At 48.7% G+C, this 23,767-nt stretch carries 23 protein-coding genes and 1 tRNA gene; 12 read left to right on the top strand and 12 right to left on the bottom strand.

Features of this window, described 5'->3' with window-relative positions; all coding sequences use genetic code 11:
* Window positions 1-356 precede the first annotated feature (356 nt).
* The 3 genes from JJD41_RS03600 (at window position 357) to JJD41_RS03590 (ending at window position 1,741) form a co-directional block, all read left to right on the top strand.
* A complete protein-coding gene (locus JJD41_RS03600; protein ID WP_200664749.1) occupies window positions 357-1,193 on the top strand; it encodes a dienelactone hydrolase family protein in 837 nt (278 codons plus the stop codon).
* Window positions 1,194-1,287: 94 nt separating this feature from the next.
* On the top strand, window positions 1,288-1,545 hold the full coding sequence (locus tag JJD41_RS03595) for a hypothetical protein (RefSeq protein WP_168568676.1): 258 nt from the start codon (window positions 1,288-1,290) through the stop codon (window positions 1,543-1,545).
* A 124-nt stretch (window positions 1,546-1,669) separates the two neighbouring features.
* Window positions 1,670-1,741: transfer RNA gene (locus JJD41_RS03590), tRNA-Val, on the top strand.
* A 56-nt stretch (window positions 1,742-1,797) separates the two neighbouring features.
* On the opposite strand, the gene JJD41_RS03585 is transcribed toward JJD41_RS03590, so the two are convergent.
* The 6 genes from JJD41_RS03585 to JJD41_RS03560 form a co-directional block, all read right to left on the bottom strand.
* Window positions 1,798-3,264 (bottom strand): cyclic nucleotide-binding domain-containing protein, encoded by a 1,467-nt coding sequence (locus JJD41_RS03585; RefSeq protein ID WP_200664748.1) that lies wholly within the window; start codon window positions 3,262-3,264, stop codon window positions 1,798-1,800.
* A gap of 213 nt (window positions 3,265-3,477) precedes the next feature.
* Window positions 3,478-4,287 carry an MBL fold metallo-hydrolase gene (locus JJD41_RS03580; RefSeq protein WP_200664747.1) on the bottom strand — a complete coding sequence of 270 codons (810 nt, stop codon included), beginning with the start codon at window positions 4,285-4,287 and terminating at the stop codon, window positions 3,478-3,480.
* Window positions 4,288-4,413: 126 nt separating this feature from the next.
* The gene (locus tag JJD41_RS03575) at window positions 4,414-6,654 is read right to left on the bottom strand and encodes a CHASE2 domain-containing protein (RefSeq protein WP_200664746.1); all 2,241 of its coding nucleotides are present in this window, start codon (window positions 6,652-6,654) and stop codon (window positions 4,414-4,416) included.
* A 134-nt stretch (window positions 6,655-6,788) separates the two neighbouring features.
* Window positions 6,789-7,475: a DUF928 domain-containing protein gene (locus JJD41_RS03570; RefSeq protein WP_200664745.1), complete on the bottom strand. Its 687-nt coding sequence runs from the start codon at window positions 7,473-7,475 to the stop codon at window positions 6,789-6,791.
* Window positions 7,476-7,528: 53 nt separating this feature from the next.
* Window positions 7,529-8,812 (bottom strand): MFS transporter, encoded by a 1,284-nt coding sequence (locus tag JJD41_RS03565; RefSeq protein WP_200664744.1) that lies wholly within the window; start codon window positions 8,810-8,812, stop codon window positions 7,529-7,531.
* Between the two features lie 187 nt (window positions 8,813-8,999).
* Entirely contained in the window at window positions 9,000-10,049 is a 1,050-nt protein-coding gene (locus tag JJD41_RS03560; protein ID WP_200664743.1) for a zinc-dependent alcohol dehydrogenase, read from the bottom strand.
* Window positions 10,050-10,389: 340 nt separating this feature from the next.
* On the opposite strand from JJD41_RS03560, the gene JJD41_RS03555 reads away from it, so the two are divergent.
* From JJD41_RS03555 to queC, 9 genes are all read left to right on the top strand, one after another.
* Window positions 10,390-10,740, top strand: a complete 351-nt coding sequence (locus JJD41_RS03555; protein WP_200664742.1) for a hypothetical protein — start codon at window positions 10,390-10,392, stop codon at window positions 10,738-10,740.
* 34 nt (window positions 10,741-10,774) lie between these two features.
* Window positions 10,775-12,790, top strand: a complete 2,016-nt coding sequence (locus JJD41_RS03550; protein ID WP_200664741.1) for a hypothetical protein — start codon at window positions 10,775-10,777, stop codon at window positions 12,788-12,790.
* An 84-nt stretch (window positions 12,791-12,874) separates the two neighbouring features.
* Window positions 12,875-13,516 (top strand): OmpA/MotB family protein, encoded by a 642-nt coding sequence (locus JJD41_RS03545; RefSeq protein ID WP_200664740.1) that lies wholly within the window; start codon window positions 12,875-12,877, stop codon window positions 13,514-13,516.
* Window positions 13,517-13,603: 87 nt separating this feature from the next.
* On the top strand, window positions 13,604-15,151 hold the full coding sequence (locus JJD41_RS03540) for an EH signature domain-containing protein (RefSeq protein WP_200664739.1): 1,548 nt from the start codon (window positions 13,604-13,606) through the stop codon (window positions 15,149-15,151).
* A gap of 111 nt (window positions 15,152-15,262) precedes the next feature.
* Window positions 15,263-16,096 carry an Rpn family recombination-promoting nuclease/putative transposase gene (locus JJD41_RS03535; protein ID WP_200664738.1) on the top strand — a complete coding sequence of 278 codons (834 nt, stop codon included), beginning with the start codon at window positions 15,263-15,265 and terminating at the stop codon, window positions 16,094-16,096.
* A gap of 40 nt (window positions 16,097-16,136) precedes the next feature.
* Entirely contained in the window at window positions 16,137-16,364 is a 228-nt protein-coding gene (locus JJD41_RS03530) for an Rpn family recombination-promoting nuclease/putative transposase (RefSeq protein WP_200664737.1), read from the top strand.
* Between the two features lie 101 nt (window positions 16,365-16,465).
* A complete protein-coding gene (gene moeB, locus JJD41_RS03525) occupies window positions 16,466-17,638 on the top strand; it encodes a molybdopterin-synthase adenylyltransferase MoeB (RefSeq protein WP_200664736.1) in 1,173 nt (390 codons plus the stop codon).
* Between the two features lie 278 nt (window positions 17,639-17,916).
* Window positions 17,917-18,120 carry a hypothetical protein gene (locus JJD41_RS03520; RefSeq protein ID WP_200664735.1) on the top strand — a complete coding sequence of 68 codons (204 nt, stop codon included), beginning with the start codon at window positions 17,917-17,919 and terminating at the stop codon, window positions 18,118-18,120.
* Window positions 18,121-18,212: 92 nt separating this feature from the next.
* Complete coding sequence (gene queC / locus JJD41_RS03515; RefSeq protein WP_200664734.1) at window positions 18,213-18,899, top strand: 7-cyano-7-deazaguanine synthase QueC; 687 nt, start codon at window positions 18,213-18,215, stop codon at window positions 18,897-18,899.
* Here the strand turns inward: queC and JJD41_RS03510 are convergent.
* The 6 genes from JJD41_RS03510 to ggt form a co-directional block, all read right to left on the bottom strand.
* Window positions 18,861-19,511 (bottom strand): pentapeptide repeat-containing protein, encoded by a 651-nt coding sequence (locus JJD41_RS03510; RefSeq protein WP_200664733.1) that lies wholly within the window; start codon window positions 19,509-19,511, stop codon window positions 18,861-18,863. The two genes, queC and JJD41_RS03510, sit on opposite strands and share 39 nt — an antisense overlap.
* A gap of 42 nt (window positions 19,512-19,553) precedes the next feature.
* Window positions 19,554-19,946: a late competence development ComFB family protein gene (locus JJD41_RS03505; protein WP_370583715.1), complete on the bottom strand. Its 393-nt coding sequence runs from the start codon at window positions 19,944-19,946 to the stop codon at window positions 19,554-19,556.
* Window positions 19,947-20,165: 219 nt separating this feature from the next.
* The gene (locus JJD41_RS03495; RefSeq protein ID WP_200664730.1) at window positions 20,166-20,420 is read right to left on the bottom strand and encodes a DUF1830 domain-containing protein; all 255 of its coding nucleotides are present in this window, start codon (window positions 20,418-20,420) and stop codon (window positions 20,166-20,168) included.
* Window positions 20,421-20,502: 82 nt separating this feature from the next.
* Window positions 20,503-20,859 (bottom strand): hypothetical protein, encoded by a 357-nt coding sequence (locus tag JJD41_RS03490; RefSeq protein ID WP_200664729.1) that lies wholly within the window; start codon window positions 20,857-20,859, stop codon window positions 20,503-20,505.
* The gene (locus JJD41_RS03485; protein ID WP_200664728.1) at window positions 20,852-21,208 is read right to left on the bottom strand and encodes a hypothetical protein; all 357 of its coding nucleotides are present in this window, start codon (window positions 21,206-21,208) and stop codon (window positions 20,852-20,854) included. The genes JJD41_RS03490 and JJD41_RS03485 overlap by 8 nt, the downstream gene beginning before the upstream one ends.
* 796 nt (window positions 21,209-22,004) lie before the next feature.
* Complete coding sequence (gene ggt / locus JJD41_RS03480; protein ID WP_200664727.1) at window positions 22,005-23,747, bottom strand: gamma-glutamyltransferase; 1,743 nt, start codon at window positions 23,745-23,747, stop codon at window positions 22,005-22,007.
* Between the last annotated feature and the right edge of the window lie 20 nt (window positions 23,748-23,767).

Below are 23,767 nucleotides of genomic sequence, written 5' to 3'. Positions count from 1 at the left end.
CGAAATGTACCGCCCAACAGCGAAAACTACTGTAGCCGTTCTCAATGATTTGTCACAACCGATTGAGGAGGGCTATAGAAGTCAAGAACGAGTGTACTACCGAAAAGCTTATTCGATCGTGCTTTGAGGAACGATTCTCCTCGATCTACACTTTCGCGTTCGCGCTCCTTGACTCATGCAGTTTAAATGTCGAATAGCTTAGACTTCTCATCTTTAGATTTTCTTTAGGATACCCTGTAAGATTTATGGGAAAAACGGGCGATCGCCCTCACTCTCAGACCCTCTCTCGGAGCCCGGCGCCACAATTGCCGAACCCTCGCCTAGAATAATCCTCTAGAGTTGAGGAACAGCTAGGAATGACCCGTTTTACCCGTCGAAATTTTATCGTCATGTCCACGTTGGCGGCAGGATTTGCCTTGTGCGCCCGTCCGATTTCTTCCCAGACGATTTTCACCGATCGCGAGGGCTTGATTGCCGGAGAAGTCAAAATTCCGGTCAGCGATGGTAAAATCCCTGCTTATCGCGCCATGCCGGACACGGGCAGCGATTTTCCCGTGGTTTTGGTCGTGCAAGAAATTTTCGGGGTTCACGAACATATCCAAGATGTCTGTCGCCGTTTTGCCAAACTCGGCTATTTGGCGATCGCCCCCGAAATGTACGCCAGACAGGGCGATGTGTCTCAAATGACTGAAATTCAGGAAATTATCGAAAAGGTGGTTTCCAAAGTCCCCGACGAGCAAGTAATGGCCGATTTAGATGCCACTCTCACTTGGGCGGAAACGAGCAGTCAGGGCAATCTCGACAAAGTTGGGATTACGGGCTTTTGCTGGGGCGGGCGCGTGGTGTGGCTGTATGCGGCTCACAATCCCCAGGTCAAAGCGGGGGTCGCGTGGTACGGGCGCCTGGTAGGCGAGTCCACCGAGTTAACGCCGCAACACCCGATCGATATTGCCGAAAGCCTCACCGTTCCCATTTTGGGGCTTTACGGCGGTCAAGATGATTTGATTCCCCTCGATACAGTGGAGCAAATGCGCGATCGCCTCGACGCCGGAAACAGCGATTCCGAAATCCTCGTCTATCCCGACGCCCCCCACGGGTTCCACGCCGACTATCGCCCGACCTACCGGGAAGAAGTCGCCCGCGACGCCTGGCAAAAACTGCTCGTTTGGTTTGAACGATACGGGGTGGTTTGATTCGCCCCCCTGCTCAAAGCGCAGTCCTTCGATTAGAATAACGGCTAATCCCTCCCACGAGGGATCCGCCTACAAGAATACCGGGGGAAAGCTTGTGGTCTCCGTTTCTGAGAAACCGCCAACCGATCGCCCTACCGAGTCGCCCGAGTTGCTCGAACCCGAGGTGCTGCGGGCAGCTCGTCATCTCTACCGTACTTACAAAGAAGTTCATCCCGAAGCGATCCAGCGTCCGCTTGGGGTGGCGATCGATCGCTATACCCATCGCGGTCACCTGATTTTTCAGACCAAACCCGCGTTATTGATGACCGAGTTGTTCGTCCCGTTCGATCGCATCGAAGCTGCATTATATTAAGCCCGATTGAGGGGTGTCAATCCTCTTGACAACTCAAATGACCGTCAAAGTGGGTGCAACTCAAATTTTTTCCTCAAAAGGGCTTGTCTCGGTCGGGGCGATCGTGTTATTTTAGGAATTCCGAGGGCGATTAGCACAGTGGTAGCGCACTTCCTTCACACGGAAGGGGTCACTGGTTCGAATCCAGTATCGCCCATTTTAGATTTTAAATTTTAGATTGAGAGCGCAATACGGCGCGATCGGGAGTCCTCGTCAAGACAAACTGAATAAATTCTTCAACCGTTTGCGAACCCACGCCACCGGGTTTTTGTCGTCCTCCGCCGCATCCACCAATCCGAGGGCGCGTAATTCTTTTTGTCGTTGGGCCAGTTCTTCTTGATGTTTACCAAACTCCTGAACGATCGCCTCGTACAGATCCGGGTGTTCGCGCAAGATTTTTTCAAAACTCTGGCGGTTGATCGTAAATAAAATCGTATCCTCCAAAGCACGAATCGAAGCGGTTCGGGGAATCCCTAGCATCAACGCCAACTCGCCGAAAAATTTACCCGCCCCGAGGTTAGTCAAATGTTTATTGATTTTCTCGACATAAACTTCCACCGATCCCGAGAGGATAATATAAAACGCATCCCCCGGATCTCCTTCTCGGAATAAAATTTGCGATTCTAACAAGCGTTTGCGATATCCGGTTTCGATCAGTTGGCGCACTTCCAGTTCGGTAAAGTTCTGGAAATAAGTAACTTGTCGGAGTAAATCTTTTAACGCTAACGGTTTGGGCGGTTTGATCGTCGGCGGATTTTGTTGGGGAATTTCGAGGCGATCGCTCGTCGGATCTTTCGACCGACGGGAAACGGGAATTAACGTTTCTGGATTGCGAAGCCATAAATCCCGTTGGGGGAACGGAATGCTAATATCAACCGCGCGCAAATTGTATTCGATAATAAAGTTTAAAGAACTTCTAATATGCGGTTCTAAATCGATGCGATTGACCCACACCCACAACTCGAAATCTAACGCACTATCCCCAAACCCCATAAACATTGCTTTTGGGGCAGGATTGTGTAAAACCGCAGGTTCCATATAAGCACAATTAAGTAAGGTTTCAGTGACTAAAACCGGATCGCTACCGTAAGCAACGCCGATGGCAACATGAATGCGGGCGATGAAAGAATCGTAACTCCAATTGAGAATTTGATTTTCCACTAATTCGCTATTGGGAACGACCACATCCCCCCCTTCGCGGGTGCGAATGATCGTAGACCGTAGGGAAATTTCCCGGACGTAACCGGACAATCCCCCAAAAGAAATAAAGTCACCGACTTTCAGTTTTCGTTCGAGTAGAATGGTCAAGCCACTGGTAAAGTTTTTCGTGAGATCTTGCAGTCCGAGACCGATCCCAACCCCCAAACCTCCGGCTAAAACTGCGAGAGAAGCGAGATTAAAGCCATTTGTTTGTAAGATGATTAAAAAGCCGATCGTGCCAATTCCATAACTGATCATAATGGCGATCGCTTCCCGATTTCCTTCATCGATGCCCAATCTAACTAAAAGTTTATTTTTGAGAAACTTTTTTAGAGATTGGGTGATAAAGATGACGATCAAAAACGATAAGATTAACTGAAATATAGAACCAACTGAGATAGGAATATCACCAATTCTCAGCAGTTCGCGATCGATCAGATTTTTGAGAAACTCTAGCAGGGTCTCGGCAATAGCTTTCATAGAGGTGAGGAGCGAAAAGAAGGGGCGAGCATTGTGGAAATGTTAACGATCGTCAATCGTACAATAAAAATTGAATAAAAATAAATAAATTCAAGAAAATGCTTAATGGTCGCCCTATTGCTTTTTTAGCACCAAAGCAGCCAAAGGTTTACAGGGCGATCGCCCCCATGGTTGAAATCCTGACGATCGGCCCATCTTGGGGGACGATCGTGTTTAGGGAAGTGTTCCTAAATTAGCAGAAGCCTCGGCTAAATTCAGATTGGCAAAATCGAAAACTTGACCGCGTTTGACGTAACCGAGAAATCCATCAGAACGGGCATCTTGTAAAGTTCCCGGTTGATAGTGATACAGCCACATTTTCTGCTTCCAGCGATCGGGAAGTTCGGCTAGGCGATCGTAATGGGCGTGAATTTTGCTAGGAAATTGAGAGGTTTCGCAATCTTGAAAAATCAGGTCGGCGCGATCGTAATATTCGCCTAAAACCTCTAGAGAAAGTTGGGTATCGGTCGTAAAAAAGACCTTACAGCCTCGAACTTCAAAAAATAACCCATAACTGGGCATCACGAAATAGCCATTATTGACGTGAATGACTTTAATTAAATGAAATTCGATCTCTTCCCAAGTAAAAGATCCCGCTTTAGGAACTTTGCAAACCTTGAAAAATGTATCGATTTCTGCAATTTCTCCCTCGATCGATCGCATCCCGCCAGATAGAGTCCGATTCCACAGTTCCCCCGCCATTTCTTTACTTAAATAAAGATTGGGTTTTTCGCATCGCGGGTCAAATTTGGTGCTAAATCCGATATATTCCAAACCTCCTGCATGGTCGGAATGCAAGTGGCTGATATAAATATCGGTAATGTCGAGATGGGAAAATCCGGCAGCATGGAGGGAGAAGCGAATATCCGTCCCGCAATCGAGCAATAATTTGCGATCGCGATCGCTGACGAGGAGCATATTCGATTGAAAATTATCGGCCCCAACGGTAAACGCCGAACCCGATCCTAAAAAGATTAACTTCATGACTCTTTCAACCGTGCAACTGAATGAATAAATATCGGAAGACTTATTTTAGAATTCCCCAATTTCTGGGAAAAATAATCTTTAACCCCTCGGGAAGCGATCGAGGATGCCCGTTCGTCAGAATTTCTATCCCCCTTTAATCGATTCGTAAAGGGTTTGCAAGCGGATCGCAACTTCCGGCGGTTTGGCGGTAAAGCGAATGTAAAAATTGCCGTTACCATCAGTTTTATCGGTCACTTTTCCATAGATATCCTCGCTTAATTCGCTTTCTTGATAGCCGATGAGATTGAGTTTGAGGTTAGTTAAGGCCGTAGGCATCGGCTGTTGAGAATCCGCACGAGCAATCGCAGCCCCTTGGTTGGAAAGGTTAACAATTTTTCCTTTAAAAAAGGTAGTGCCGACATGTTTGCCATCGAGCATGATGTATTGCAGGGGAATCGCATTCGGAAGCGGGAAAAATCGTTCTTCTTCTTTAGATAAAAAGAGGTTGTATTTGCCGGAAATTCCGCCAACTTCGTAAATTGTAATCGGTTCTTTAACCCCTTTTGGCATGACTTGGCGCTGACTGTCAATTTTAACGATCGCCCCCGCTTGATTTAAGGTGGTTTCCGAGATTAAAATTTGTCCCCCAGTCGTATAAGATTCGATGCGATACGTGAGGTTAACTTGAGACCCGACGACGCCGTATTTAGTGCGTTTTTCCGAGCCGATATTGCCGACGACCACATCCCCGGTATTGATACCGATGCCCATTTCTAACGCAGGTAAGTCCCATTGTTCCATTTGGAGGTTGACTTGGCGCATGGCGAGTTGCATGGCGACGGCGCAGGCGACGGCGCGTTCGGCATCGTCGGGACGGGCGGTGGGGGCGCCAAATAAGACTAAAATCCCGTCGCCCATGAATTCGTCGATCGTGCCTTGGTAGCACGTAATGACATCGGCCATGTAGCCGAGGTAAAAGTTGAGGATTTTGACCACTTCTTCCGGGGGCAAGCGTTCGGACAGGGCCGTAAAACCGCGTAAATCGGAGGTAAAAATGGTGATTTGCCGACGTTCGCCACCGAGTTTCAAGCCTTCGGGGCTTTCGAGGAGGTTGGCGACGACTTCATCGGTGAGATAGCGTCCGAAGGTTTTGCGAATATCCCCAGCAGTCCGGGCGATGTAGGCGGTAATGGCGATCGCCGATCCGGCAAAGCCCAAGGCGGGCGGCACCAGGGGAATCCACCATTTATATACAAAAGCGATATAGGTCGTACCAAATAAGAGGGCGACGGCGAACAGACCTGCCGCCGCCCGTTGGAGTGATACCGATCGCACGCCGCCAGCATACCGTAACTGCCAGGTCAAGGTGGCGCCCAAAGCACACCACAGCAGAATCCACAGCCATTCGATCGCCTCGGGCCAGCTTCGGATCGGAGGGCGATCGTCGAGGGCGGCGCTGAGAATTTGACTAGTGAGATTGGCGTGAATTTCCACCCCTGCCATCCGTTCGGGCAAGCTGAGTAAGCCGCCACTGTGAGGAACCCAGAATAAATCGTTCGCACTTTCGCTCACGACCCCAATGAGGACGATGCGATCGCGCGCCCAATCTGAAGGGAGGCGATCGTCGAGCAGATCGCGCAAGGGAACGATCTCGAAATGTTCTACCGGACCGCGATAGTCGATTAACTGTTGGTACCCGCCACTGTCTGTACGAATGTAGCCACCATCATTCGCTTCTAAAGGTCGAAACTCAGTCGGGCCGAGTTTCCAATTGCCATCCTCCAACACTTCCGGCCCGATCCCCTCGGCATCGAGATAGAGTAAAGCTAAATAAAGTGCGAAGCTGTAAACCGTGTTCCCCTCCGCATCGGAGAGATACATAAATCCGCGTCGGACCTTACCATCGGCATCAATAATCAGGTCGTTGGCGCCTACTTGTCCTTTTTCGGCCAACATCGGCGGGGGCGCCACCGCATCGCGATCGCGATCGCCGACCACTTTGCGAATCCCCACCAAATTCGGCGTCGAAGCAAAAATATCGACTAAGGCTTGATGACCCGGTTCGTAAGGCAAATCTCGATAAATATCGAGACCGATCGCCCGAGGTTGCATGGCTTTGAGCTTTTGCAACACTTCCGCGTAAACCGCATCGGCGATGTAGCCTTGTTGCACTCGTTTGTAGTCCGTTTCGTCAATTCCAATAATTGCGATCCGGCGATCGGGCCGTTCTGTAGGCGGGAGGCGCAAGTATAAATCGAACGCTTCCCATTCCCACGATTGTAGCAATCCGGCAAAGCGCAAACCGATGACGAGAACGGCGACCAGGGGGGCCGCTATCCAGACACCTCGCGAGTCCCAGAGTAGTTGTTGGAGTTGCGATCGCATGAAACAGAAGGGGTGAGGGAGTCCGTGGGGCGGGCATCTTACCCGCCAGCATCTTCAAACAGAAGGGGTGAGGGAGTCCGGAGGGCGGGCATCTTGCCCTAGCAGACTCACCCCTTCAATCTAAACTCTAAACTCTAAAATTCATTCATTTCGCAACAAGAAATCAACGGTTCGGAGGCGATCGCTTCTAAACCGACGGAAGTCAGTAATTGTTGCCATTGTTCCGGATGAGAATCGCGCAATTCGGCGGCAATTTCTAAGGTTTCGTGCCAGATTCGGGCTTTCGCATAGAGTTCGGCTTGTTCCAAAGCGGGCGATCGCTCTATTTTCGTCCTCAAAGTTTCATCGATCGTTTGTCTGTAGACAAAGCCTTGCACGAACTTATCTAAAGCCCGATTTTCCGGATTGCAAATTAACCCAAAATGCCAGATTCGGTCTTTTCCTTCCCCTAAATTAATACTTTCTGGAACTTCCACTTTCATGATTCCTGGGGTTCCGGCGATCTCGAACTCGCTGACATAGACATCCGCCCCTTCCTTATCCACAATGACAAATTCTGCTCGTGTTGCTGTTGTTTTCGGGATATAAAAGAAAAACGTCGGATTCGCCTTAGCCGTAGTCCCCACATTATTCGTCGGCATCAACGCAGTTAGGGGGCGTGAATTTTCCGCCACGCAATCCTCACCCCGCGTTCCCCCACCCGCAGTCCGCGAGGGTGCGCCGCGATCGCTGGCGGGCGGGAATTCCAACGCTTTAACCGCCAGGGGAGACAGCAAAATCGCCAGTAGGGACAAACAGGTTAGGGATTTCGACAGGTGCATCTTTGCAAACTCTCCAATCTAATCAGAATTCAAAACAATTCTGGTCTTTCTAATTAGTCGGGATTAGCGGACTTTTGTTCCGCTTCCAAGGGCAAGAAAAAGATCGTCACCATACCGGGAATCGTCAACAAACAGACAGTCAGGAAAAACATCGGATAATTGAGACTTTGTTGCAGGTAACCGCTTACTGCCCCGGGTAGCATCATTCCCAAGGCCATAATTCCCGTAGAAATTGCATAATGAGACGTTTTATATTCTCCTTGAGAAATTTGCATTAAATAAACCATGAAAGCCGTAAAACCGAGACCGTAACCGAATTGTTCGATAGAAACGAGGGGGTAAACCCATTTAATGGACGGTTGGGTGTAGGCCATATAAACGTACAGTAAATTAGGAACGTTTAAGGCTAAAGCCATTGGAAAAATACATTTTTTCAAGCCATATTTTGCGATAATCAGGCCGCCTAAAATTCCGCCTACAATCAGGGAAAGTACCCCAAAAGTGCCATAAACTAAGCCGACGTCGGAAGTGGTCAAGCCGAGTCCGCCTTTTGCTATTTCGTCTAGCAGAAAAGGCGACGCCAATTTAACGAGCATGGCTTCCCCAAAGCGGTAGAGTAATATATAAGCTAAAATAAAAGCAATTCCGGGTTTGAGAAAGTAAGAACGGGCAATTTTGAGAAAAGGAATTTCGTTACGAACTTCTTCGACCTCAGACGGGGCATCGCTATCGGGAAAAGGTAAAATTAAGTGATGGTAAAAACTGAGTCCGGCAAAAATAGAAGCGGCTACGGCGAGGGCGATCGTCCAACTGAGGGGAATATTGCCTAAAGTTTGTTCGAGTTGTCCGGCAAAATAGACGAGAAAACCGGAACCAAAAATGACGGCCATTCGGTAAAAAACCGAGCGAATTCCGACAAATTGGGCTTGCTGTTCCGGGGTCAAGGCCAGCATGTAAAAACCATCGGCGGCGATATCGTGACTGGCAGAAATAAAAGCCCCGACCGTGAAAATGCCTAAAGAGAGGAAAAAGAATATTGGGAGTTGTAACGACCAGGCGGCGATCGCAAAACAGACCATTAAGCCAATTTGGGTATAAAAAATCCAATTGCGTTTAGTCGAGTAAATATCGACTAACGGTCCCCAAAACATTTTAATCACCCAAGGAAGATAAAGCAGGCTCGTCCAAAAGGCAATTAGAGCATTAGAAATGCCCATATTTTTATAAATAATAACCGAAACGGTGTTGATAATAATGTAGGGAACCCCTTCGGCAAAATAGAGAGTTGGAATGAAGGTCCAGGGACTCTTTGTTGACGTAACGTCTTCAGTTTTCATTTTAGATAGTATTGAACGGTGGCAGGTGGTCGTCGAGAAGCGCGATCGCGCCGAATATTGAGGTACTTTCTGCTTTTGAGAGTAGAATTAATCTGTCAAACGATCGCCCAAAGGTCAAGGGGGGTTGGAAAGTCGATAAAATTTGTTTATTGTTATCGCAAGGCGATCGCCTCGATCCGGATCTCCTCTATTGCGGGGTCGCGGAAAGTGACGGATCGATCGCCACTTTCAACACTTCACGATCGCGCATTTGTTGAAAAACGGTTTGCAACTCCGACAGGGGACGGCGATCGCTGACGAGTAATTCAAAGGGAATTTTACGACTTCCTAATAACGCCAACGCCTCTCGCACATATTGCGGGGTATTGTGAAACACCCCTTTAAGGGTCAGTTCGCTGTAGTGGAGGCGTTCGGTATCGACGTTAACGGTCGTGTCGCGGGGACAGCCTCCAAACAGATTCACCGTTCCCCCAGGACGAGTACAATCGATCGCCGTTTCCCAGACTTGGGGGATTCCCGTCGCCTCAAAGGTGAGATCTGCCCCTCGTTTTTGGGTCAGAGATCGCGCCACTTCCTCGATCGGTTCGTTGAGATGGTGGTAGTTGAATGTGCGAGAAGCCCCCAATTCTTTGCCGATTTCCAAGCGGCGATCGTGACCGCCAAACAGCAAAACGCTTTCGCACATCGTCGCCAGTACGCCGACGAACATCAAACCGATCGCCCCATCCCCCAAAACTAGCACGCGATCGCTCGATTTGACAGGCGATCGGGCAATTCCGTGCAGGACGCAGGCGAGGGGTTCGGTCAGGGAAGCCAGTTCGTCCGGCAAATTGTCGGGAACTTTGAGTAAATTTTGGCGCACGATCGCCGCCGGAATTTTTACGTATTCGGCAAAAGTTCCGTTATTCCAGGTTAAATTTTCGCACAATGAATATTCTTGGCGATCGCAGAAAAAACAGTCGAGACAAGGGGCCGAATTGTTCGCCACCACGCGATCGCCGACCTGCCATCCACTGACCCCAGAACCGATGGCGACAATTTCCCCCGCCGCCTCATGTCCGAACAGGGTCGGCGGTCGCAACATCTTAGCGTGACCTCCCCGGCGCCACACCTTTAAATCCGTCCCGCAAGTGGTCGCCACCGCCACCCGCATCACGATTTCCCCCGCGTCCGGCGTGGGGTCGTCTACCGTTTCCAGGCGGAAATCTTCTTTTCCGTAGAGAACTGCTGCTAGCAAGGCGATCGATTCCTCTATGACTTAATTTTTTCCGATTCTATCAGCACTCGTCCGGTGGGGGGTCTGGCAGGTTTTCGAGATGATGTATAAATATCCTAATATTATTAATTTTTGCAATGCGATCGCTCCTTTTACGTGAATTTACGGTAAAACGAGCTATCCATCTGTTCTATAAATAGAAAAAAGCGATTTTTCAGATCGATCGCGACCGGGGTTTTTATATAAAATCAAACAAATGCCTATTCGTCGGGGGGACGGGGGGATTTTATCCGTTGCCGGAGTAATCGCACTCCATTTATAGGCATGAATTCTGTACATCTATTATGGCACCTCCACCACCATGACTCCCGAGGCGATCGAACGCATTTTAAACCCTTCCCTTCCCCAATTAGTCAACAAAATTCATGTCATCAATCAAGCGTGGAAAGCTGCTCAAAACTGCGGCGATATCGAACCCGTTGCCGAATCTTTTCGAGACTTCAAAAGTCGCTTACAAGCGCAATTATTGCGCCAATATGGCCCCGAAAAGGTCTATCTCCAACTCGACTCGGAAACTGAAAGTGACGAACCGCTTTACAGCGTAAAATTGAGCGAACCTACAGACGGGAAAATGGATGCAGCACATTTACCCGTGAGAGTTGCAAAATCTCTGTTTTCAGAAGACGAACTGACTCGCTTCGTTCGCCATTAATCTTTAGGGTCATCTACCAAATCTTTTTAAAATCATGACTGAAACCCTTCAAACTATCAATAATTTCTTCGTTCCCACGATTTTCTTATTTGCCGCGATCGCCGCCTGTTTAGAAACTTGGTCTATCTTCCATTATTGGACCGTCGAATGTGGCGAAGTCAGTCGGGCGATCGCGCAACTCAAAAAAGCCCAAAAAAATAACACGAACGCCCTCCACATTAACGAAAAAGATCGTCCCTGGTTTATCCGTCATCTAGACGGAGTATGGCGAGAAAGTCGCCTAATCGCCAAGCAAAAAGGCGGCAGTTTTGTTTTATTAGCTTTTCCCAGCATCCTCAACAAACCGATTCCCCGAGGTCCCGTTTATTTTGCCCCCACCTTATTAACCGCATTAGGGGTATTAGGAACCTTCACTGGAATCTATTTGGGCTTGCAAAATGTCAGCCTCGACGCGATCGATGAAACTGAAACGTTATTGAAAACCAGTACCCAACTCCTCGGCGGGATGAAACTGGCTTTCTCAACCTCTTTGTGGGGATTGGGAAGTGCTAGCGGATTTATGATTATCCTCGCCATTGGCGAACGAATCCGTCAGTTGCGGCGGGATAATCTTCGCAAAGAATTAAGCAAAATTGCCTTTTTACAAAGCCCTATAGAACTGCTTTCGCAGTTAGATCCTAGTTCTAATCAAGAGGTTACAGAATCGTTAATTCAACTAGTCGAAAAACTCAATGAATTAAGCACATTAAATGCAGAGACCATAGGGGAAGCCGTGGGACGGGCGATCGTTCCTAGCTTGGGTTCATCTCTCGCCAGTATTAATAACGAATTGACAATCGTTCGGCAAATCCAAGACAATCAAGGTCAAGCCGTCGATTATCTCGTCAAACAAATGCGAGATGAATTGATTCAGCCCGTTATCGAAAGACTCGATGAAAGTGCCGAAATGACCCGAGAAGCTTCCGAAGCTGTTCGCGAACTAAAAGATGAATTAGGCGGAATTGCAGCGAGTTTATCAGGGGCAATTTCAACCATTCAAACGTTCCAAGAAGACACGCTTAAAGAATTACAAGAGTTTGCCCGCAGTTTAACTGGTATTCTCGATCGATTCCACACCGATACAGAAATTGTTCTTGAAAAAGTGGCAGAAAAAATACAAGAAGCTGTCAACGACAGTATTCGTTCGATGGAAGCACAACGAGAAGCCTTTGCTAATAGTTCAGCACAAGCTGCCCAAACTTTTCGTGGAATTCGAGAGGAGTTGGAACAGTCCCTCGAAAAACAAGCGCAAGCGCAAAAAACTATGCTGGAAGCTGTCGAACAGCAGACCAAAGATATTCTTGAAGAAGCCAATAAAGCCTTTCAGACTCAATCCGACACGATTGTTACTTTGGGTCGGGAATCTTCAACGCTGATTAATGATGCACGAGACAGCTTTATCGCGACGTTAGCAAATATTGACGAAAGCCTGCAAAAAACGCGAATTACCGTTCAAGAAGAATTGGAGAAATTCCGAGAAGAATACGAAAAAGGCTTAACCCTATTTTTCAACCAACAAAACGAACAACTTGAAACTGTTCTCGGTCAACAGCGAAAAGCATTAGAAGAAGTTATCGATCGCCTACAAAAAGTTTTCCTCGAAGATGCGATCGCCATGGAAAATGCAATTAAAAATAGCATGACCTCCATTCAAAAAACGGCTGGAGTTGTTTATAAACTCGAAACCGAACTGGGCTTAACTTCTAGGGAACGTCTCGAACAATTACAACAGATTATTAAACTCATGAGTCAAGAAGCGAAGCAAATTGAATCGGCTTATCAAGATTTAGCCAAACAGTTTGACGAGGCATTGAAATTAGGGAACGAACAACTCAATGAATATTTAGAAAAAGCTAATGAAAGTTATAAAATCAATATCGAAGAATTCGATCGCGCCATGGCTGGAGTTTGCACTAGCTTAGATCGAAACACTCACGGTTTAATGGATGTCGCTCATTATTTAGTGGCGTCAGCAGAAGAACTCAAAAATAGTCAACCTTCGCGGAATTAAAAGTTTCTTAAGATCGGATTCCTGTTGACACGGGAATCCACCCCTCTCCCCCAAGCTACAATTCCATCACTATCCCATATAACGATGAATGATTTTTACGACTTTGAAACCAGTCCGGAAATTTTGGAAGAGCAAGATTCCGGCGTTTGGTTATCGATTGGCGATTTGATGTCCGGTCTGTTGATGTTTTTTGCCCTCCTGTTCATTACAGTGATGGTACAACTGAAACAATATCAAGAAGCCCTCAAAAATTTACCGTTGATTATTCAAACGGCGATCGAAGAAAAACTCGGCGGTTCCGATGTTAAAGTCGATCCAGAAACGGGAGATGTCAGCATCGGCGATCGCATTTTATTTGATGAAGGAAGTGCACAACTAAAACCCGCCGGAAAACAATTTTTACAGCAATTTATTCCCACCTACAGCCAGATTATTTTTTCCGAAAAAACGTTCGATGAAATGATTACCCGCGTCGTCATCGAAGGTCACACCAGTTCCTTTGGGGACGAACAAGATAATTTAGATTTGAGCTTAAAACGAGCTTTATCTGTATCGAACTACATTTTATCCGAACTCAATTTTGAGACAAAAGCAAAGTTTAAATACAAAATCCTCGCCGCCGGACGGGGAGAAATCGACGCCAACCAACAGACTGACAATCCCACAGATAGAAAAGTCGTGTTTCGTTTTCAACTCAAACGACCCGATTGGGATAACTTGTTATAGTATTTTCTGTCATTCCTGCATCCGGGAAAATCCACCGACTCACTGTGTAATTTAATCGTGTGAAAATTGCTATGTTTGGAGATGACTATGGTTGACTTTTCTTTTGGAGTGTTACAATTTCCACGCCATCCTGAAATTGCTATTCGTCATTTAACAGGGTTACTCAAACCGACTTCATCAGGAGATGAAGGTCTGAAACATTTAAACATTCCGCCACAGATTCCCCAACAGAAACAAACTAATATTCGTAAAATTGACGAACTGATCGACGATATTTTGAACTATCAGGGCGCTGGTTTTTCAGAGATTGAATGGATTTATTGTTTATATTGCAAAGAAGATTGGGATCGAAATCATCAAGAATTAGCGATCGTTTCAGCTAGTTATATTTGGAAGGTAGCCATTGAAAATGATTGGTTGAGGAATTGTTTATTTTGGCGACTTGCGCTTTACTTCGATCGCCCCGAATTTGAAAAGATAAAATACTTACCCCGTTCTTTAGCTAATACCTTCACCGATTGTCAATCTGAATTGGAAAAGGTCGCCCCTTTGTCAATTCAAATTTTAGACTGTTTGAGAACTTATCGGTCTGAAGATTTAACAAAATTAAGTCTCGACAACGTGCAAACTCCGCGAAATTTATTAGCAAGCTGTTATTTACCTTTGCATCTGAGTATAGTTCGTGAAGCTTTAAATGCTGTCGGCGAAACTTTCGTGAAATTTGTACAGTCTGAAAACGGCGATCGCCCTCAGCAAGAGTGGTTATTAGACTGTCTTACCGAGATGAGTCATAATCAACAATTGAACACTGTAACGACCCTCTTATCTCAACTCTCTAGTCGTCAGGGACAACAGTTAGAAACAATTCTAAATTGGCTGCAAAATAACTACGGACCCTACACCCCCAGTTCTCGCTGGAATGAGTTGTCAGATAACGGACAATCTGCGTTGATGACATGGTTGGGGGCGCTCAATTATAACTATTTTCGCGAACTCGTCGATCTGCTTTTAGAAAAGTTAAATTTACCAGAATGGGAACGAAAACAACTAAAAAAACGCAAAAAGTTTTGGTCGCATTACAGCGATCGCTTTAAGAGAATTCGCATTTTATTGCCTCCCAGTTCTGTTGAAACCCTCGGTAAAGTATTAAGCCATCAAAATATTTCGGTTATTCCAGAAGATGGAAGCAAAGAAACAGAAGTTTGTATCTTCGATTTTGGGGATTGGGCGATCGCCGAATTCTTTCGCGGGGAAGGAAGTGAAACCCGAATTTTTAAAACCCGTTCAAAACCGGAAATTAAACGCTTTTTATTTGAGTCTCCCCATGTATCTTTAAAACAGATTCGCTGTTTGGGTGGCGAAGTTTTAGATCGTAAATTTCTGTGGCAATATTACTCCGAGCAAACTCTCAGAAGTCTCAATCTATATATGAATGAAGGAACGCGGTTGGTGAAGGGCTTACCCCCCGGAGAAAATCAATACAATCCAGAACGGGGATTACCGGAACCCAATTTAAAGAAACAGCAGGAACGCAAATATAAGTTAAAGCAATGGCATGATGAAGTTAAGACGATCGAGCGAGAAGCGAAAGCCACATTTAAGGCAGAAGAGTTATTGCAAAATTACAAAAAATAGTGATACAACTGATGTTGACGAACCGACTCGCTCTGAAATGTTATGAATTATTTAAAGACATCGCGATCGCCATCTGTTCAAAGAAGATTCAAAAACATTAGAATATAAAAGATGAAAACTGACACGATATTTTATCTAATTTTTCAACAATACCCAGAAATTTTCTTTGAACTACTCGATCGCCCCGTCGGCGAAGCCAGTTCCTATCAATTCACCTCCGTTGAAGTCAAACAACTGGCTTTTCGGATTGATGGCCTGTTTTTACCGACCACGGGAGAGTTGAGCCTTCCTTTTTATTTGGTGGAAGTGCAGTTTCAAAGTGATGAAGAGCTTTACTATCGCATTTTCGCCGAACTGTTTTTATACCTGCACCAATATCGACCGCCGCATCCGTGGCGGGTTGCTCTCATCTATCCCACCCGTAATGTCGAACCTCAAGATCGTTCTCCGTTTGATTGTCTGCTGTCATCGAGTCGGGTAACGCGGATTTACCTCGATGAAATTCAAGGAGAACCCACATTAGGGGTTGGTGTGGTTAAACTAATTATAGAGTCAGAGGCGATCGCCCCAGAAGCGGCTAAACAATTGGTCGCTCAAACCGAACGGGAGGTCGCAGACCCAAACCGCCAACGGGAACTCATCGAACTGATTGAAACGATTATTGTTTATAAATTACCGCAAAAAAGCCGAGAGGAGATAGCCGCCATGCTAGGACTAGGAGATTTAAAAGAAACTCGTTTTTATCAAGATGCTTTTGCTGATGGCGAACAAGTCGGCGAACAACGAGGAATCGAACAAGGTCTTCAGCAAGGTCTTCAACAAGCCAATCGTCAGGCTGTACGAGGAATGCTCCAGGTAGGATTGAGTTTGGAAACGATCGCCCAAGCCTTGAATTTACCCTTGGAACTTGTCCGTCAATGGGCTGAAGAAAATCGCGAAAATTGAAGTAGTCGATAAGGGTAAAAATGGAGAGGAGATAGCCGCCATGTTAGGACTAGGAGATTTAAAAGAAACTCGTTTTTATCAAGATGCTTTTGCTGATGGAGAACAAGTCGGCGAACAACGAGGAATCGAACAAGGTCTTCAACAAGCCAATCGTCAGGCTGTACGAGGAATGATGCAGGTAGGATTGAGTTTGGAAACGATCGCCCAAGCCTTGAATTTACCCTTGGAAGTCGTCCGTCAATGGGCTGAAGACAACAACGAAGATTGAGCGAAGTCAAGCAGAACGGCGAGGGTAGCGATGCCCCGGCGATCGCTATAATTTAACTCAATCTAACCTCAATTCAGACCCTCGTTCTCTAGCGAGAAATCATGCTCAACCCCAATCTCGACGACATCGAGCTGACCAAAGACGATTACGAACGCTATTCCCGTCATTTAATTTTGCCGGAAATCGGCGTTGAAGGACAAAAACGCCTCAAAGCGGCGAGTGTATTATGTATCGGAACCGGGGGACTCGGTTCGCCTCTACTACTCTATCTTGCCGCCGCCGGGATCGGACGCCTCGGGATCGTCGATTTCGATGTCGTGGACACCTCCAACTTACAACGCCAGGTCATCCACGGGACCGCCTGGGTGGGTCAACCCAAAATCGAATCGGCGAAACAACGGATCTTAGAAATTAACCCGTTTTGTCAGGTGGATTTGTACGAGACCCGCCTGAGTTCCCAAAATGCACTCGATATCGTCGCACCTTACGATATCGTCGTCGATGGAACGGACAACTTCCCCACCCGCTATCTCGTGAACGATGCGTGTGTTTTACTCGACAAACCGAATGTGTACGGGTCGATTTTTCGGTTTGAAGGACAGGCGTCGGTGTTTAACTACCAAGGCGGTCCGAACTATCGCGATTTGTACCCGGAACCGCCACCGCCGGGACTGGTTCCCTCTTGTGCGGAAGGTGGAGTTTTAGGAATTCTCCCGGGAATAATCGGGGTGATTCAAGCGACGGAAACGGTGAAAATCATTACCGGGTCGGGAACGACGTTGAGCGGTCGGTTACTGCTTTACAATGCTTTGCAGATGAAGTTTCGCGAGTTAAAATTAACGCCGAATCCGCAACGTCCGGCGATTGACAAGTTAATTGATTACGAACAGTTTTGCGGTATTGCGCAGGCGAAAGAGCGAGCGGCGAAGGCGATGAGGGACATTCCCGAAATGACCGTGACCGAACTTAAAGAATTACTCGATCGCCAAAGGGAAAAAATCCTCTTGCTCGACGTTCGCACTCCTCACGAATACGCGATCGCCAAACTTCCCGGTTCCCTGTTAATTCCCCTGGCAGAAATTGAAGGCGGCGAGGGGATCGAAAAGCTCAAAGCCGAACTCGACGGCCACCGCTTGATCGTTCATTGTAAGGTCGGCGCGCGATCGGCGAAAGCTTTGGCGATTCTCAAGCAGGCGGGAATCGAAGGGACGAATCTCCGGGGTGGAATTGCGGCGTGGAGTCGGCAAGTCGATTCGTCAGTTCCGCAATATTAAACCTGCCGTTGAACTCGTGTATTCCGATAACGGCGATCGCCTCGTGCGATCTGCCGTTGTTTTGTTGGCTTCAATTCGATCGCCAAGCATCGAGCGTTTAATACCGAAATTTACCTCAAAATTATATTTTTGTCAACCGTCTTTATCTGTATTTTTCCTCGATCCCTATTAGTTATGAAGCAATATAACAAAAATACCGATCGCGGCAAAAAACAGGGAATCCTAATAAATAGGGAAAAAGCCATATTGAAAATTAAACGAAAAGGGAGAATGAACCGATGTTACATTCATCAAGAGAAGCCAACCGCTATCAAGGCACCCCCTTAGAAGCCGATCGCGATTGGGGAAGCCCTCGCCGGGTGAGCTCCAGCCGTCACCTCTGTCGCCGTCCTCCAGGTCCTTCGGCGGAGCAGAACCGTCTCGACAAAATGTTCCAAGAATTGCCGGAACTGCTCGCTTCCTTGGAAAGTTTTCGGGAGTAATGCCTACAACCGATCGCCCAACCGTTAAAATCTTCGATGAACCCCCCAGACCGTACGGGGACCGCCTACAGCATTTCCGGGATTGAGCGATCGTGAAAGCCGTTGTTTTACTCTCCGGTGGATTGGACTCCTCCACCGTCATTTACCAAGCCAAAGCCGATGGATGCGACTGTTACGCCCTCTCCTTCGACTACCAGCAGCGTCACCGCCGCGAGCTGGCTTCGGCGGCGACGATCGCCCGTCACGCAGGGGCGATCGAGCATCGAGTCGTCAACTTCGACCTCCGAACCTGGGGCGGTTCGGCCCTGACCGACGACCGCCTCGACCTGCCCGGCGATCGCTCGGTAGCCGACATGAGCCAAAGCATCCCGATCACCTACGTCCCCGCACGCAACACCATTTTTCTCAGTTTTGCCCTCGCCTATGCCGAAGCGATCGCCGCCCGTCGCGTCTATCTCGGCGTCAACGCTTTGGACTACTCCGGCTATCCCGACTGTCGCCCGGACTATTTGGCGGCGATGCAAGAAGTCTTCCGTCTGGGAACCAAACAAGGACGCGAAGGCGAGGCGATCGCGATCGTCGCTCCCTTGCTGCACCTCAAAAAAACCGAAATCGTCCAACTCGGCAACCGCCTCGGCGTTCCCTGGGAACAGACGTGGTCGTGCTATGCCGGAGGCGAAAAAGCTTGCGGTCACTGCGATTCGTGCCGCTTGCGCCTCGCCGCCTTCGCCGAACTCGGGTTAAGCGATCCGCTCCCCTATTTCAGCCAGGGAGACTGACTTACAGTAGGGCGATCGCCCCCTCGGACCGCAAACGCGCACCCCACAAACGCGATCGCCGTCCGCACATTCCCCACCGGGTAAAATCGTCTCGCGCAAGCAAACCCCGGACCAGTCCACATCGACGACGATCGCCTCGCGCAAATTCGTCCGCGTCAAATTGGCTCCCGTCAACCGGGCGCCGAGTAGCACCGTCGAAATCGCGATCGCCCCTTCTAAATCCGCTTCCGCCAAATCGGCGCCGAGTAAGACTGCCCGCCACAAGGTCGCCTCGCGTAGAATCCCCCGACTCAAATCGGCTCCGGTCAGGGTCGCTCCGATCGCCTGCGATCGCGTCATATTGGCTGCGGTGAGATTGCACTCGCTCAAATCTGCCGTACTCAAAATGGCTTCCGTCAAATTGGCTCCGGCTAAATTCGCCCCCACCAAATCGGCAGCAGCCAGATTCGCCCCTTGTAAATTGGCCTCGCGCAAATCCGACCCCACCAGATGGGCGCGCCGCAAATCCGCCCCTTGCAAATTCACTCCCCTTAAGTTGGCGTGAGACAAACCGACGCCATAAAAATCCCGTTGTCCCGCCTCATATTGGCGGATCAGTTCCTTACTCTTCATTTCCACCCCCTGCGCTCAACAATACGATCGCCGTCGCGGACTTCAACCAAACCAACTGGAAGCAGCATAAGACGGTTCGTCTGGCGAGGGGATATGACCGACCGCCCAATCCGCATTCAGCTCAAAAAGCTGACGGATTCCTTGATGAATCGCCGCCTTGACGTCGAGCTGCAAGGCGATCGAAGCGTGTATTTTTTCCATCGCAATGTGGCAGCTTTCCGGGGTCTTCACTACCGCATATTGATTCGGAATGCGGCTGAGGACGTGCGCCATTAGTTTTTGTCGTAACTCGGGATGGGCAAATACCTGTTGGTAGGGATGAAACGGATAAGTTTCTAGAATTTTTTCTATTTCTTCAGCGACAAAAGGTTCGGTTAAATTGATAATGCGAGTATTCATCACAGCAATAACCCCTCGTTCAATTGAGTTGTGCACCCCGAACGATCGCGCCATCGCAACCGCTTTTTCTGCTGTCTTCCCTGGCGCTTTTACCCAGAGTCTAAAACAGAAATGTGAAGATTATCGGAATCGATCGCCCGCCTAGCCGCCAACGAGGGATCGAGGATGTAAATTTTTATGTCAAATCGGAGTCGATCGCGCCACTTTCTGGCGGCTTCCCCTCGAACTTCCCCGAAGACAACCGGGGCGATCGCCCTAACTGACCACTTTCAAACGAGGATCCTTCAACTCCGCCGCTACTTCTTCAACTTTTAACTCCGAACAAGGGATAGACTCGCTCCACTGCAAGCCGCGACCGCTTCCCCGATAGACCTCCAAACAGGCATCCGTAACCCCTTCAAACAAAAACCGTTGTCGGGGAAAAATAACCCGCTCCAAGACCCGGCGATCGCCTTGCATCACCCGAACAATTTGTAGATTCAGTGTTTCGTTGAGATAACAACAAAGCATGGTATTCACTTAAACTAGGCTGGCAACTTTACAAACAGTTAATCATGTTAACTCTTCCTGAAGTTTTCCGACACGATCGCCTTCAAACTTCGATCGCCTCTCGCGATTGGAAAACCGGAATTTTCAACGAACTACAACTCATTTTTTTCCACTCCCCCGGACTCTCCCACGACGGTGCAAATGGTTCGATCGCCAAGCGACAACCCTGCCAATTTCCTTTAACTGGCACCCCGAGAAGCTGACATGCCCCTCCCCTGCGTCCTTCGATTTGATAATGACCGCAGGTACAACATTTCGAGATCGAACCATTGATGGAATAGGTCATAATTTGCCTTTGATTCAATTGAGCAACTGATTCACTGGCGACGATCGCGCGATCGCGAAGTCTCCCCAGAGGAGAATCGTCACCCCCTTTCTCAAACGCTACAGTTTCACCCAACAGACAGTTGGCGATCGCCCGTCCGTTGTTTTTCTACAGCAACGTGAGTTAACAAAAATTTCTGATATTCTTGGGTTAATTGTTTCATGCCTTGATAGACCTGTTGCTCGATTTGCAAGCGCAATTCCAAAGAGCGATAAGGAAACTTCAATTGAAATCGTAAATTTCCGCGATCTCCGATTAAAATGTACGAGCCGTGAACGCGCTGAAGGACATACTCGATCAACAAATACCGAAATTTGGGAAGCTTAAAGGCTTGTTGATAAACCGGATCGGCGCAAACGGCTAAAGCTATGTCGATCTCTTCTTCAACTACTGCAACTTTTCGGTTTCTGAGTCTTTCAGGCATGACACTCTTTACCCCACAACATTGTGAATTTCCTCAATTTTTCCCAATCCACGAGTTGAATTTAGTTCTCGGTGAATTCCGTGGAAAAACTACAGGAATTAACGGTTAACTTCTCTTGACAGAAAACAGAAAACAGTTTGATTAAACGACAATAATTCTCGATCGCTTCGGTGAAAGATAAACAAGGCTGTTGGATGCAATGGAAACGATCGAATTATGGGAGAGGGTGAGGCGATCGACCGAACCCCATATAAGAAAACCGACCCGTCAAGATCGCACCTGTCGATCGCGCTACTTTAAATCAATGAAGTTATTATCTCTCTCTCATGTAATTACACCCCCGATTCACTGTGTTCAGACTAAAGCCGAACTGTGAAGACCATTGGGAAGAGATCGGGAAGAAATCGGGAAGATCGCTGCAATGGGTGTAAAGAAATCCTAAAAAAGAGCCTTCAGAGTTTAATTTAAGGGACTTGCCGCGTAAAACTACCCCGGCGCCACCCCAATTTCTGTTTTCTAAGCCCTCAATCGCTCAAACTCTCATTGACGTTTCCATCAAGGGAGGCGCCAGCGCAGAAAACCACGGGTGCATGGACCTGGGGGCACCGCCAAATTACCCCGCCAAAACGTACAAAAGTATGCTCAAATCGGCGATTGGCTCCCTAAATCGGTTAAATTCCTCTCAAAAGGAGAGTTTTATACTACTTTTAAGGATTTGAACTCAGAAAATCTGAATCATGCCATTTTTCTAAACCCTCAATCTCTCTCATTATTTTTGAAAAATGGTATAAAAATATCAATACAGACCAGAAAACCCCCTCGCCGCGCCCTCTCCACGCGGATCGGCTGCCCCTTCTAACATCCCTTCTTCGGTTAAAACAATAGCATTGGCATTTCCCCATCCGGGTAATTCTTGGATCTGATGTCCCCGCCGTTCTAATTCCTGCAACGTCATCGCGTCAAATCCCCACTGTTCCACCCACAAGCGATCGGGTAGCCATTGATGGTGCAAGCGGGGTGCGGCGACGGCACTTTCGGCGTCCATGTCGTAGACTAAAACATTAAATAAGATTTGCAAAACCGTCGTAATAATCGTGCTGCCGCCGGGAGATCCGGCAGCCATGCGAAATTGGCCATTTTCCGTGACGATCGCCGGAGTCATGCTCGATAACGGCGTTTTGCGCGGGGCGATCGCGTTGGCTTCGTCGCCGACCAAGCCGTACAAATTAGGAACCCCGGGAGCGATCGCGAAATCGTCCATTTCGTTGTTGAGGACGATTCCCGTCCCGGCGGCGACGACTCCGGCGCCGAAGTTGCCGTTAATCGTGAAGGTCATGCTGACGACGGTGCGGCGATCGTCTACGACCGTGAGATGGGTTGTATCGGTGGATTCCGAAGTCAGGCGCCGCAAGGTTTGCGGGTCTACGGCTTCGACGCGATCCGATCGCCGCACCCGATCGCCCTCGATCTGGGATCGCCGCCAGCTTGCATAACGCGGGTCGATCAATCGCGCCACGGGAACTTCGACAAAATCGGGATCGCCGAGGTATTCGGCGCGGTCTGCATACGCCACTCGCATCGCTTCCACGAGTAAATGCAGCACGTCGGGATGGTGCCAGCCGAGCGATCGCGCCTCCAAGTCGCCGATAATATGGAGGATTTGCAGTAAATGGACCCCCCCGGAGGACGGCGGCGGCATCGAACAGATGCGAACGGACCGCCAGTCGCCGCACACGGGCGATCGCCAGATCGGTTCGTAAGCTTGCAGGTCTTCCAGGGAAATCAAGCCCCCATTGGCCGCCATATCCGAGGCGATCGCCCGGGCAATATCCCCTGTATAAAAGTTTTGCGGGTCCCTGGCGATCGATCTCAAGGTGCGGCCTAAATCCGCTTGGACGAGGCGATCGCCCTCTCGATAGGGTGCCCCGTCCCGGCTGAAAATGGCGCGGCCTGCGGGATTGCTCAACAGCACCTCCTCGCGCGATCGGACGCGACTCACGAGGCGATCGCCGACGGTAAACCCGTCTCGTGCCAGCCGAATCGCGGGGGCGACCACGGTGGACCAGGGTAGTTCGCCGTAAGTCTCCTGTACGCGGGCGAGTCCGGCGATCGTCCCCGGAACGGCAACGGCGCGGTGTCCGTCCAAACTGGCGCGCTCGATCGGATCGCCGTTCTCGTCTACATACATATCCGACGTTGCCGCCAACGGAGCCCGTTCGCGAAAGTCGAGGGCGCGAATTTCCCCGGTGTCCCCCTCGCGCAATAACAGGAAGCCACCGCCGCCGATCCCTGCGGAGAACGGTTCGACGACGGAAATCGCTAACGCGGTCGCGACGGCGGCATCGATCGCGTTACCCCCTTGTGAGAGTATTTCGACCCCCGCCTCGCTGGCGAGCGGATGTGCGGATACGACCATCCCTCGTTCGGCGCGATCGCCCTGGATCGCACGGGCTCCCGTCGGGGTGGATGCTCCGCCTACCACGCACAGGGAAATCGAAATCAGGGTGACGGAGAAACGGCGCAAGGTTTGACAGGTCATGGAATCCGAAGGGGCGATCG

The sequence above is a fragment of the Oxynema mangrovii CENA135 genome (assembly GCF_016632315.1).
In the GTDB taxonomy this organism is placed as follows: Bacteria; Cyanobacteriota; Cyanobacteriia; order Cyanobacteriales; family Laspinemataceae; genus Oxynema; species Oxynema aestuarii.
The sequence above is the reverse complement of the archived record's forward strand: the minus strand, read 5'-3'. Positions and strand labels throughout refer to the sequence as shown.